Annotated in this window: 6 protein-coding genes and 1 tRNA gene; all 7 read left to right on the top strand. The window is 43.0% G+C overall.

The genetic code is table 11. From position 1 onward, the window contains the following. The first annotated feature begins 8 nt into the window (after positions 1-8). The 7 genes from L0660_RS00035 to L0660_RS00005 all read left to right on the top strand — a co-directional run bounded on the left by L0660_RS00035 (position 9) and on the right by L0660_RS00005 (position 13706). Entirely contained in the window at positions 9-4163 is a 4155-nt protein-coding gene (locus tag L0660_RS00035) for a T9SS type A sorting domain-containing protein (RefSeq protein WP_235156722.1), read from the top strand. 117 nt (positions 4164-4280) lie between these two features. Then, positions 4281-4697 carry a nucleoside deaminase gene (locus tag L0660_RS00030; protein ID WP_211237755.1) on the top strand — a complete coding sequence of 139 codons (417 nt, stop codon included), beginning with the start codon at positions 4281-4283 and terminating at the stop codon, positions 4695-4697. A gap of 63 nt (positions 4698-4760) precedes the next feature. After that, positions 4761-5363, top strand: coding sequence for a superoxide dismutase (locus L0660_RS00025; RefSeq protein WP_026629244.1), 603 nt, complete (start codon positions 4761-4763; stop codon positions 5361-5363). A 118-nt stretch (positions 5364-5481) separates the two neighbouring features. Next, positions 5482-5557: transfer RNA gene (locus tag L0660_RS00020), tRNA-His, on the top strand. A 248-nt stretch (positions 5558-5805) separates the two neighbouring features. Next, a complete protein-coding gene (locus tag L0660_RS00015) occupies positions 5806-7029 on the top strand; it encodes a site-specific integrase (protein WP_235156721.1) in 1224 nt (407 codons plus the stop codon). Between the two features lie 218 nt (positions 7030-7247). Further along, the gene (locus L0660_RS00010; RefSeq protein ID WP_235156720.1) at positions 7248-8321 is read left to right on the top strand and encodes a type I restriction endonuclease; all 1074 of its coding nucleotides are present in this window, start codon (positions 7248-7250) and stop codon (positions 8319-8321) included. Between the two features lie 225 nt (positions 8322-8546). Continuing rightward, positions 8547-13706, top strand: a complete 5160-nt coding sequence (locus L0660_RS00005; RefSeq protein ID WP_235156719.1) for an AAA domain-containing protein — start codon at positions 8547-8549, stop codon at positions 13704-13706. The last annotated feature ends 743 nt before the right edge of the window (positions 13707-14449 follow it).

Here is a 14449-nt window from a genome sequence, read left to right as displayed (position 1 = left end):
ACAGATACATGAACAGAACATTTATTAAAAAGAGTATTTTTACAATTCTGGCTGCGGTTTTATGCGTAGCAAATTCATTTGGCCAGACAATCAAAACGGATGCTGTAGACCCAGTTGAGGTCTGTGCCGGCGGGACCGTTTCGGTCAAGTTTACTGCAAAAGACATTCTTTTAGCTCCTACAAATTACACCGCTCAATTATCTGACGCTTCCGGCTCGTTTGCCGCGCCCATAGATCTGGGCTCGTCCGCTACTTCCCCGATTTCGGTAACCATTCCAAACGGAACCGCTAGTGGTGACGGATATAAAATACGCGTCATAGGTTTCGTATTACTGGTGCCAGCCATAGCAACTTCTGAAAGCGCTTCAATCAAAATAAATGCGATTCCGGCAAAGCCAACCGTAACATCACCCGTGGCTTACGAAGTGGGCGACAAATCCGTAGCATTAATCGCAACCGGCACAGGCCTGAAATGGTACGACACCGTAACCAGCGCCGCCGGATCAGCAACCATCCCAGTCCCCGATACCAAAGCCGAAGGAACCCAAAACTATTTCGTAAGCCAAACCGTAAGCGGCTGCGAAAGTGACCGGGCCCAAATCGTTGTTAATGTTACAAAAACGGCATGTACACCGCCTGCTAAGCCAGTTGTGACCGATAGAAATTTCACTATCGGAGATCCGGAAGAAGCGCTCACCGCCACTGGAACTGGCCTGAAATGGTATGCCGCGGCAACAGGCGGTTCACCTTTGGCTTCTGCCCCAAAACCTTCTACCGCCACAGCCGGAAAAACCAGTTATTTCGTAAGTCAAACTGTCAACGAATGCGAAAGTGAGCGTGCCGAAATTGTAGTTACGGTAAGTGCTTGTACGCCACCAGCGAAGCCAGGAGTTGCTAATAAATCATACACAATAGGCGATCCTGAGGAGGTTTTGACTGCAACAGGAACCGCTTTAAAATGGTATACAGCCGCATCAGGCGGTTCACCATTGGCTTCCGCACCGAAACCATCTACCAAAACTGCCGGAACAACAAGTTATTTCGTAAGTCAAACTGTTGGCGGCTGCGAAAGTGAAAGAGCCGAGATTGTTGTGACAGTAAGTGCTTGTACGCCACCTACAAAGCCAGGAGTTGCTAACAAAACATACACAATAGGCGATCCGGAGGAAGTTTTGACTGCAACAGGAACGGCTTTGAAATGGTATACAGCTGCATCAGGCGGTTCACCATTGGCTTCCGCACCGAAACCATCTACTAAAACTGCCGGAACAACGAGTTATTTCGTAAGTCAAACTGTTGGCGGCTGCGAAAGTGAGAGAGCCGAGATTGTTGTGACAGTAAGTGCTTGCACACCACCAGCGAAGCCAGCAGTTGCTAACAAAACATACACGATTGGCGATCCGGAGGAAGTTTTGACTGCAACAGGAACCGCTTTAAAATGGTATACAGCCGCATCTGGCGGTTCACCACTGGCTTCCGCTCCAAAACCATCTACCAAAACAGCCGGAAAAACAAGCTACTTTGTAAGTCAGACTGTTGGCGGCTGCGAAAGTGAACGCGCCGAGATTGTCGTAACCGTAAGTGCTTGTACACCACCTCCAAAGCCAGTAGTTTTAGATAAAACTTACACAGTTGGAGACCCCGAAGAAGTACTCACTGCAACAGGAACGAACTTAAAGTGGTACGCACTTGCTAACGGTGGATCCCCATTAGCTTCGGCCCCTAAGCCCTCGACCGCTACTGTTGGAACAAGCATTTATTTTGTTACTCAGACAGTTGGTGGATGCGAAAGCGAAAGAGCCAGTATCACAGTTATCGTAAAAGCATGTTCTCCTCCTGCTAAGCCGACAGTCTCTGCTATTGACCCGGTTTGTATGAACGCAACAGTTCCATCATCCCTATTATCAAGCGCTGTTGCTCAGAAAACTGGTTTAAAATGGTACGAAAGTGCGACGGGTGGCGTTGGTTCAACGACCGTTCCTTCACCGACCACTTCAACTGCCGGAACCAAGACATATTATGTTACACAAACTGTTAAAACTTGTGAAAGTGAAAGGGCAGCTGTAAGTTTTGAAGTTAGGGCTCTCCCTAGCAAACCAACTGTCGAAACCGTTGAATACTGCAAAGACGTAACGACCGCAGTAGCATTGACGGCCACAGGCACTGGCGTAATAAAATGGTATGCTGCTGAAACAGGCGGAAATCCATTGGCAGCGGCTCCAAAACCATCGACTACCACGGTGGGAACAGTTTCTTACTTTGTAAGCCAGACCGTTGCAAGTGCAGGCCTTTCGTGCGAAAGTCCCCGTGCAGAACTGAAAGTTGTTACCAATGCGCTGCCAGCTGCTTTGCCAACCGTTTCAGTAGCGGTATGCCAGGAGCGGTCAGACAAAACCTATACGCTTGAACCGCAACCATCCAACGGAAATACAGTGAATTGGTATACTGCCCTGACGGGTGGAACTGCTTCTAAAACGGCTCCTTCTGTAAACCTTAAAAATGCCGGTGAAACGACATTTTATGCCACTCAGGTTTCAGCAAAAGGTTGTGAAAGTCCATCACCAAGAATTGCCCAGAAAATCCGCGTAAAACCACTTCCAGGCCTACCAACAATTGCCAACCAAACCGTTGAAATCTGCCAGTTTGTTGTCGCGCAGCCGCTAACTGCTACGCCTGTAAAGGATGGAATTTTGAAATGGTACGGAACCAATGCAACAGGCGGCGACGCCAGCGATGCGGCTCCGATCCCTTCCACGGCTGAAGGCGGTACGACCTCTTATTTTGTTGGCCAATCCCTGGAAGGCTGCATCAGCGACCGTGCGAAAATTGATGTGAAAATCAATACAACACCAAAACCACAAACTACCACGCAACTGGCTTACTGCCAGAATGAAGTGGCTCCAAGACTGGATGCAACGGGCTCCATCCTGAAATGGTATCGCAATTTAAATGATACTGATTTTCAAGGCGTTCCGTTTACGCCGTTTACAGAAAAAGTACAGGATTATTCTTTCTATGTAACACAAACCGGCACAAACGGCTGCGAAAGCCCGAAAGAAGAGATCAAGATTCATATCAAAGCATTGCCATCGGCAACGATCTCGGGCAACACTACAATTGATCTGGGACAGACCGCCACGATCAGGGTCAAATTTACAGGCGACGGCCCATGGATGTATGCACTTTCAGACGGCAAAACCGACACAACTGATCAGATTAACCACGAGATTATGGTTAAGCCGGTCACGACTACGACTTATTTGCTAACCGAAGTTGCCAACGCTTGTGGTAAAGGTTTGCCGATCGGAAGCGCATTGGTAACGGTAAAAGTCCCTACCATTAATTCAGGGAATCCGTCGGTGGCAGAAGCTTGTGCAGGAAAAACGTTCAGTGTTCCATTCCAGCAGTCAGGCGATTTCCCTTCCGAAAACACATTTAAAGTACAGATCGCGACGGAGAATACAGATGCCAAATTTATCAGCATTCCATCCGTTGCCTCGTCCAATATCATTACTGCCACATTCCCGGATACGACGCTGGCAGGAAGCTATTACGTTCGCGTGGTGAGCTCCGGCAAGAACCCCGACTTTACCGTTAAAGGCAGCGTAAGCGCGATCACCATTACGGCAAGTCCGCTTCCGGTTGCTACAATTACCGGCACCCAAACGATCCTGATGGGCGATAAAGCGGATATGAAAATTGAAACCACAGGAAAAGCACCGTGGACGTTTACATTAAGCAATGGCACAAAAGACTCGCTGATCACTGCATCCGTTACTCCCTATACATTCAAACTAGCGCCAAAAGCTACGACCATTTACACTATTTCGAAGGTGACCAATGGCTGTGGAACCGGCAAAGGGGCTGGCAGCGCAAGAGTTCAGGTTGACCCGATCCTGGGCGTTGAGCCGCCTGCGTCTGCTGATTGGGTGAAGGTTTATCCAACGCTTGTGACAACACAATGCACCGTGGAAATTGACGGCATTATTGCGCCAAGAGAAGCCCGCGCTGAGGTTATTGACCTTACCGGCCGCTCCCGCGCAGTGAAAAACATCAACCAGAAAGTAACAGACGTAGACTTCTCCTCCTACCCTTCCGGACTTTACCTGCTGAGGATTACGAACGGAAACAAGAGCACCGTCTGGCGCGTTATGAAGCCATAATTAGGACACAAGAAGCTACAAACGGGACATTTATTGCTTGGCAATGAATGTCCCGTTTTCATTCATAAACGAAACCATACATTGAACATTCAGGCAGACATTCTTGACAATTACTTCATGACTGAAGCCATGCGGCAAGCTGAAAAAGCGTACGAAGAAGGTGAAATTCCCGTCGGCGCGGTCGTTGTGATTGGCGAGCGGATTATTGGGAAGGGTTATAACCAAACCGAAAAATTACATGACGTAACTGCTCACGCAGAGATGATTGCGATCACCGCCGCGTCAGATAATCTGGGATCTAAATATCTTCAGGATTGCACATTGTACGTAACACTCGAACCTTGTGTCATGTGCGCCGGCGCGCTCTATTGGACGCAAATGAACCGCGTGGTGTTTGGTGCTGCCGATGAAAAGCGTGGATTTTCGAGGCTCGGCAAGGCAATTTTGCACCCCAAAACGACGCTCACAACCGGAATTTTGGCAACCGAATCGCAGGAACTGCTACTCAAATTTTTTAAGAGATTAAGAACATAAAGCCTTTTTCTGCTGTTAGCCTAGTGATACAGCATATTTTTTAAACATTAAACTACACTGAAAATGGCGTTTACACTAGATCCCTTACCTTACGCAAACAATGCATTGGAACCACATTTCGACGCATTGACCATGGAGATACATCACGACCGTCACCATCAGGCATATGTTACCAATTTGAATGCAGCGGTAGCTGGCACTGAGCTGGAAGGCAAAAGCATAGAAGAAATCGTTGCAAACATCAGCAAAGCACCGGCACCGGTTCGTAACAATGGCGGTGGTCACTGGAACCACGCATTTTTCTGGAAATCCCTTTCTCCAAACGGAGGCGGCGAACCAACAGGCGAACTGGGCAAAGCGATCACTGCGAAGTTCGGATCATTCCAGGCTTTCAAAGACGAATTCAAAAAAGCAGCCACAGGCCGTTTTGGTTCAGGCTGGGCATGGTTGATTAAATCCGGCGACGGCGTAGCTATCACTTCTACCCCAAACCAGGACAACCCATTGATGGACATTGCGGAAGCAAAAGGAACGCCGATCATCGGTTTGGACGTGTGGGAACACGCATATTACCTGAAATATCAAAACAAGCGCCCGGATTACATCGACGCATATTGGAACGTAGTAGACTGGAAAGCTGCTGACGCTCTTTACGTTGGCGCGTAATCAGGGTTGAAAATATAGATTTAGGTTTGAAGGTTGAAAAAAAAGTGCACCATTCGCCTTGCAACCTTCAAACCTTTTCCTAATTTTGTGTCCTCGAAAGGGGTTTTCCCCTCAGAACGGAGGTTGTAGCTCAGTCGGTTAGAGCGCTAGATTGTGGTTCTAGAGGTCGCGGGTTCGAGACCCGTCTCCCTCCCTTGAAATAAGTTCAAAGTCAAACAAAATGCCTGTAAATCAGTGATTTGCGGGCATTTTTGTTTTTCAGATTACATCAAAAAATGCAAAAATTCCCATGTTTTCCAGCGTCATTCGTGTAGTTCAACGCTTGACGAAAAAAGACGCTGGAAAATGCCCGTAAGTTTCTGATTGACAACCTGTTTACGCCGTAAACATCTTGTTTGGAAAGGCCGGTAACGCGATATTTAACCACTTAAATGTTAGCGTCATGTTAGAGAAAACTTTCGGCCTGTTTTTCTATTTGAAACACGCCAAGTACCAAAAGGAGGGTTTACGTTATGTTTACCTCAGAATTACGGTGGACGGCAAGTCTGTTGAAATGTCCACAAAACAGCTTTGGAGCCCTACCCGATGGAATGCAGATGCGGGTAGAGCCACCGGCCAAAAAGAAGACACCCGCACGCTCAATGCCTATCTGGACATGCTGAGCTCAAAAGTATTTCAAGCGAAGAAGATTCTGATCGAGGATGACAAGGAATTAACAGCCGAAGCATTGAAGAATGTTCTGCTTGGTAAGAGCAATGAGACTCGCACGATCCTTGAAGTCTTTCAGCACCATAATGAGCAAATGGAAGCACTGGTCGGCCAAGAATTCGCTCCACTCACCTTGAAGCGCTATAAGACCGCCAAGGAGCATACCGCTTCCTTCATTAAGTGGAAGTACAAGAAAGACGACTTCGAGATCAAGGACCTCAATTTTGAATTTATTACCGAATTCAATTTCTGGCTCCGCAGCGCGAGAGGATGCAATCATAACTCGGCAATCAAATACCTGAGTAACCTCAAAAAGGTTGTGCTGATCTGCGTCAATAACAAATGGTTGAAGAAGGATCCATTTCAAGGTTTCAAGCTGACGAAGAAGGAAGTGGTGAAAAATCCGCTATCCAGGGACGAACTCAAACGACTTACTGAGAAAGTGTTTGAAGTCGAAAGAATCAGCCAGGTGCGTGACATTTTTCTATTCTGCTGCTACACCGGACTCGCCTATGTGGACGTGAAGCAATTGAAGACGACGGACATTGTTGTCGGAATGGATGGCGAGCCGTGGATTGATACGACACGCCAGAAAACGGATGCGCCTACACGCATTCCGTTATTGGATACGGCCCTGGAAATTATTGATAAGTATAAGGATCATCCTCAGTGCTGCGCAGCTGGCGTTGTGCTGCCGGTGCTAAGCAATCAGAAGATGAATGCTTATTTGAAGGAGATTGCGACTCTGTGCGGGATTTCGAAAACGCTGACATTTCATATTGCGCGGCATACGTTCGCTACTACGGTGACGCTTAGTAATAAGGTGCCGATTGAGACGGTTTCTAAAATGCTCGGGCATCGGTCTTTGAAGCAGACTATGATTTATGCGAAGATCTTGGATGTGAAGATTAGTGAGGATATGAAGGGGTTGAGGGAGCGGTTGAAGGAAAACAAGTGATACTTAAAAACAGTCCTTAGTGAACTGCAATAACTGCAAAAAAAAGCACTTGGCCCCCCAGGTGCTTTTTTTTGATTTTCTCCGATAGTTAAAAAAGTCATCTTGTGTTACTGGGTCAGAACTATCATCCGATGGTTAATTTTACCGTTTAATAAGTATATCGAGTATATCGGATGACGGGATCACTTGAAAGGCCATTATGTAAACCTAATATCTCAATGGACTTCAAAGATCAAATCAAGCAATTCAGCGATCGCGTATCAAAGCTAAAAGAAAATATTTATACAGAAGAGGCGACAAAAAACGCATTCATCATGCCATTTCTTCAAGTTCTTGGCTATGATGTGTTCAATCCGTTAGAAGTTGTTCCAGAATTTATTTGTGATATTGGTATCAAAAAGGGTGAAAAAATAGACTACGCGATCTTTCGAGATGGCAATCCTATTATTTTAGTCGAATGCAAGCATTGGAAACAAAAGCTTGACGTACATGACGGACAGTTACTTCGCTACTTTCACGTTTCCAAAGCCAAATTTTCTATTCTGACAAATGGCTTGATATTCAGGTTCTATACTGACCTTGTCCAGCCTAACAAAATGGATGAAAAGCCATTTCTTGAATTCAACATCGAAGAAATTAAGGATGGTCAAATCGAAAAGCTTAAAGAATTTCATAAAGCTTATTTTGATGTAGAAAATATATACCAATCGGCCAGCGATCTAAAATACATCAATGAAATCCGCCATTTAGTTAGCCAGGAATTTTCGGAGCCGAATGATGAGTTCGTTAAATATTTTGCAAAACAGGTTTATCCCTCCGTTGTGACATCGAAAGTTTTAGAATCCTTCCGATCTCTTGTAAAGCGAACTATAACTAACATTATAAACGACACGATTAACGATCGCTTGAAATCGGCAATATCCAGCAATGACACACCAATTCAGGAAGAACCTACGCCTGGTACATCTATCGCTAGCCCAGCCCAGCACGACAAAGAAGTTGTCACAACACAGGAAGAGCTCGAAGGATTTTACATTGTAAGATCACTTTTAAGACAAAAAGTACAATCAAATCGCATCACGCATCGTGATGCTTTGTCATACTTTGCCATTTTTCTGGATGACAATAATCGAAAGCCATTGTGCCGTCTTTATCTCAATAGCCCAAGCAAGAAATATATCGGGTTGTTTGATGCTGAGAAAAAGGAGACGAAGATCGAAATCAAGTCACTAGATGAGATTTACAACTTTGGGAAGGAACTTGATGACACTATTGAAATCTACGTCAAGTAGCGCTAGTATGCTAAAACTAACCTAGCCTGAAGAATATTCGGGCTTTGCTTTTCCCTAAATACCTAAAATTCCATTTGACGAATTTGAATCTGGCTTATCTCCGCCTAGTAAGATATCATTTGAACTAAGTCACCTATTTTAATTAAGGCCGACTACAAATTCACACTATTTATTTATATTGATAGTGGTAATTAAATCTAGTTGTGCCGCCTACTATCGACTTCTATGAATAAGGATAAATACCTACAAATCTTCAACTATCTTTTAGAATTTTCGAAGCTTCGGTCGAAGTCAATCAGAAATATCGAGCAGTCTAAAGATGCATATCCAGAGGTGCTTTGGATAGGCGATTTACCGAATTATGAGAACGTTGATAACATCTTATCCGATTCATATAATGTCGAAGCTGACTACTTCCTCAAAGTTGGTAAACCAAGAAATGAGCCAGATTTACCCCAATTTGCCAAACTGCCAGACGCTCTTTCCGAATGGATTGACCCTCAAAGCCTCACTAAGGATCATGTAATTCCGCTACTTCACGTATCGATTGAAAAAGACGGGCTAACCTTTTGGTTAAAAGAACATCAACACATTCAAGGAATTTTTGACTCCTATGTTGAAGAGCAGTGGATTTTAGACAAAGAAGATTATAGAGAACGCTTAACATCCTATAATCAGCAAAAAGCTGATTTTGATAAGAAAGACTCTATTTACAGACGCTTGTTTTCTATCTTCAATAAGTCTCAACAATTTTTTGAAGAGTATGAGCTAGTCTTAGGAGTTGGGCTTTTGAATTTTCAGGAATCTGATAGCACACCGTCTATTTGTAGGCATTCATTTGTATCCAAGACTGAGATCAGTTTCGAATCGAGTAAACAAGATTCCTTTGTCAAAGTGGCTCTGGCAGTCGATTCGGCTATCAAAGTTGAAACGGATGCGATTATGGACTTGGCCGATCAATTCGACTCCTCTGACATCGTTGAGGCGGAGAAGTCAGTCTTAACATATCTAGATAAAACTGGCATTGGAGACAATTTATGGGATGAGAAGATACATGAAGCGCTTCAAACCTTTGCTGATAGAATCAGACAGGATGGAAGTTATAAAAGCAACAATCGGAAGTCGACCATAACAGATACAAAGCCTACTATATACTATGCTCCAGCACTTTTACTTAGAAGGCGAAACACACAAAGCTTAACATCAATATATGAATCAATAATTAGTAATTTGAATTCTGCCAGCGAATCTCTTAGCATCGAGACGTTGAACGGATTGATCGATTTGGCTCACGACGAGAATATAAATACTGGCGGTTTTGATAGTGACAAGCTTTTAAAATGGCAGGAGGATGAGCAAATATATTTTCCTAAAAAATACAACCTCGAACAACTTGATATTGTTCATAAATCCCGTAAACGAAGCAAGGTGCTGGTTCAAGGTCCTCCAGGAACAGGTAAATCGCATACAATTGCAAACTTAATTTGTCACTTGTTGGCTAATGGCAATAAAATACTTGTAACAGCTCAAAAGAAACGTGCGTTGGAGGTATTAAAAGGCCAACTTCCGGAGGAGTTTCAAAGCTTAGCAGTCAATCTATTAAGTGGAGACGCAAGCTCTATCATGGATCTTGAGGCAAGTGTAAGTGCAGTGAACGAGAAAGTGTCTTCGATAACTGATCTTGACGAGTTTAAGAAAGCGATTAGACAGAAGGTATCTGAACTGGATGCTATAAATAAAAAGCACAAAGCACTAGAACATCAACTAATCAGGGTCAAGGAAAAAGACACATATCGTCAATGGATTAATGATGATTATTCGGGCACGCTATTCGAAATTGCGCAGAAGATCGAAGCTGATAGTCCCCTACATAATTGGTATCAAGACGATTACGTTGGCCCACACGATGTATTAGCCAGTGAGATCTTTCGGCTGCAAGAACTTTATTCACTTAGTTCCAGTGGAGAGTTTATTCATCTTGATCTCAGTATACCTACGGAAAATCTATTGCTACGACCAACATTGTTGGAGTCATATATAAGCATTCAAAATGAATTCGACGAATTAGGTCATACCACAAATTCTAGAATTTCACTTACGACGACATCATTCGACGAATTAGAATCGCTCCTGGAAAACTGTATTGCAGTAAAGAAAAAAATAGATGACGTTGATCTACCATTCAAGCAAAACATACATCGAGATCTTCCACGTCGCAAATCGTTTTGGGAGGAAAAGCTTAGCAGATCCAAGCTGTTACTTGAAGATCTTGACAATGACGGATTCCGGAATCTTGATCGTCGATTCGAAATTAAATATCCGACCGGCAAGAGTTGGATTCAGTTACGTGCAGATTGTCTAGCCTTGCTTCAATACATTCAAAGCGGTGGCTTACTTTCTGGCATGCTTTTCACCATAAGAAAGGCGCTACTTCCTAAGGAAATTAAAGAAAAACTTTACATTATCAATGAGATAACTGTCAATGGTAGTCCCTGCGATACTGAAAGCGAAATGCGCGCAGTTCTATCAGATATTGAGGTCAAAGAAAAATTAGAACTTCTACAAGAGCTATGGGATGAAGGAGTAATACCAGCTCGACGATATGTAGACAAGATATCTCATTTCCAATTTCTTATCGGTGAGTACGAGCATTTGATGAGTAACGTAGACGAGGTTCGTGTTATTAGTGACAAGATTTTCGAGCTATCATCTCTTAACGTATCCTCGCTAGAGAGTGTTGTCCTAACAAATATTTTGAAAGATGTAAAGCATTGTCACTTGGCAAGTCAGACAAGAAAAAACCTATCTGACATTCAAATTCATGTTAAGGGGCTACACCAAGTATATTCTCACCCGATAATTGGCGAAATATCAGATGCGCTGTTAGGTCTGAACCTGGACAGCTATAAAAAACTTCTTTCGCGACTTCAAGATCTTCATGACAAACAGGGTATTTTCCAGGAATACAAGAGGCTAGTTGAAGATTTGGTATTTAAAATTCCAAAGTTGACAAATGACATTCTCGCAAATACCTTCGATTGGTCAAATATTACTAATCTAAAAGAGGCTATATCATTTAAACAGGCCGTAACAGAAGTAGGTGTTCTTCTTGACGAGCATAGCGAGTCAAATCTCCAAAGAGAAATCTTAGAATTAGAGAAAGAGCAAGAGAAACTAATGTCCACAGTAGCTGCCGAAAAGGCTTGGCAACACGTTTTAGAAAGACTTAATGAAAATGTAGAAATAAAAAAACATTTGCAGGCATGGGTGATGGCGGTTAAAAAGATTGGCAAAACTGGGAAAGGAAAAACGGCTCTTCGATTTCGGCGAGAAGCGCAAGTTCAGATGGAAAAGTGCCAAGATTCTGTACCGTGCTGGATTATGCCACTATTTAAAATTGCTGAGACAGTGAAGCCACAGGCCGGTATGTACGACTATGTCATCATCGACGAAGCAAGTCAACTTGGCCCAGATGCGATCTTCTTACTTTATATTGCAAAAAAGGTAATCATTGTCGGAGATGACAAACAAACCTCTCCGGAGTATGTAGGTGTAGACGCTGACACAATGACTCCACATATTCGCAGGCATTTACAGGGTATCCCGTTTGATAAATATTATGGGACAGAATTTAGCTTCTTCGACCACGCCAAAATTTTCTGCGAAGGACTAACAATACTTCGTGAGCACTTTAGGTGCATGCCAGAAATAATTGAGTTTTGTAACAAAAACTTCTACGCACCAGAAAATAAAAGCCTTTATCCTTTAAAGCAGTATTCTGAAAACCGTTTGGAACCTTTAATGACAATATTCAGCCCAACTGGTGAGGTGAATGGAAGTTCGTCAAATATTTCAAACAAAGTAGAAGCTGTTGAAATAGCGAGTAAAATTTCAGAATTGATAAAGGATGTAGCGTACAAGGGGAAGAGCATTGGTGTAATTGCTCTACAAGGAAATAAGCAAGCATCTCTAATTGAGTCAGAAATTATTCAAAAGATCGGAGAAGTAGAGTTTAAAAAGAGGGAGATTGCTTGCGGCAATTCGGCAAGCTTTCAAGGCGACGAGCGTGACATCATGTTCTTAAGTCTAGTCACAGCTAGAAACCATCCGCGCGCTGCGCTCACCAAACCCGAGGATGAGAGAAGGTTCAATGTGGCTGTTAGCCGAGCAAAGGAACAGATCTGGTTGGCTCATTCCGTACAACTAGGCGATTTGACTAATTCAAATGATTTAAGGTTTAAACTTCTAGATCATTTTCAAAACTACCGGCCGCAACCAGTGCCGATGCGAGGGTTAATTGATAGGAAGTTTGGGAATCAACCTGAGCCCTTCGATAGTTGGTTCGAAGTCGATGTATACAATGACATTGTAGCAAGAGGCTATGCAGCAATACCTCAATATGATGTGGTTAAAGGCAGATATCGCCTCGACCTTGTTGTTATTTTAGGAAATGGTAAGAAGATTGCCGTTGAATGTGACGGAGACAAATACCATGGAGCAGAACATTATCAGAATGATATAGTCAGGCAAAAAGTACTTGAACGAAGCGGATGGCAATTCTTCCGAGTTCGTGGAGGAGTATATTATACTGATCGAATAAAGGCAATGGAGCCCTTGTGGGAGTTACTAACACGTAACGGCTCGGTGCCGGAAATAAAAACAAACCGCATCTTCATTCCAGAGGACACATCTAAATCAATTGACCTGAACAATGCAACTCAGCTCGATGGAAGTATAAAGGATTCAAATTACGTACAGAATGAGTTATTTAACATATCGACTCCCTCGCCTTTTGCTGACACCTCTGCAAGTAATGGGCGATTGGCAATTGATATGCACCCAGACACTCTCCATAGGAAAGAAATACTGATTTTTTCTGATCGGCAAAATGTTTATAAGCTAAAAAACCAAAGTTTTCATACTCAGCTTGAGATACTTGATCTCATTGAATTGGAAGAGAATGAAAATCCAATTTACATAACAGGTACAGATAATTACAGCGGACACCTAATGGTAGGTTTCAACAATGGCAAACTCGCAAAAATTAGCTTCTCGGCGTATAGAACCGAACAAAACAGAAAGAAGCTAAAAAATGCATATTCATCAGATGCCTCATTACTACTTATACGCCATGTTGAGGACGATATTGACCTGATAGTGTCGAGTTCTAAAAACAAGATCGTTCTATTTAATACTAGCAAGATCAACGCAGTGGAAAGCAAACTGTCAAAGGGTGTGTGGGTTATGAAGTTAAAAGAAGGAAGTCACTTAACTGGAATGAAAACAATCGACCAAGTAAAGTTTGAGGATCCAGAATATTATCGAAAAGAGACTCAGTTGAGTTTAGTGGTGGGTTATTATTTGAGGTTGGGAGATGAGTTTTAAAGTATTGATTGGTGTACGGCGGTTTGAAAAATCCGAAATAAAGAATATTGAGTCAGCACAAAGTCAATATTCTTCTGAAAATAAAAAAGCTCACATTAGACTAGCGACAATAAACTGAGATGATCACTACTTTGATTTTCATTACAGGGCAACGTCGATCAACAGCAACTTAGGGATTGCTGAAGCCTTTTTAAGTAACTACGGGCCAGCATTCCAGAATGTGAATTTCCCGAGATCAATAAAACGGTTTTAAGTTCTCGAAAAGATTGTACAGGGCATTTTAGTGAAACCAGTATTTGTCAGGAGATGCAGTGTAGCTTTCTCGACTCCTTCATTAAAATGTTTTACATTTCATGCCTGTAACCCTTATGATATCAGCAGCGTGATTTGCCATTACTCCGCCTAAGAGAAAGTGAAATTTCTTAGATAATTGGTTGAAGATTCACGATATATAGTATATTGTCGATCTCGAAAAGTTGTTCAATACATTACCCAGTCTCGATCCGATCTTTCTGGCTCTTGTACTCACGTGAAAATTCTATCTAATAAACTATTATCAACTCGGAACCGGGTTAGTCATAATTGCAAGGCGATATGTTTTAACATTCACTCACATTGTACGCTTCCCTAAAAACAGAGTGGTGATGAATTAGACAAATTTTCTAATTTTAATCTGCTATGAAACGGAACACATTCACAGAAACTCAGATCGTCAAAATCCTAAAAGAATTGGATTCTGGCAA

Source organism: Dyadobacter sp. CY351, from assembly GCF_021502625.1.
GTDB lineage: Bacteria > Bacteroidota > Bacteroidia > Cytophagales > Spirosomataceae > Dyadobacter > Dyadobacter chenhuakuii.
The sequence above is the reverse complement of the archived record's forward strand: the minus strand, read 5'-3'. Positions and strand labels throughout refer to the sequence as shown.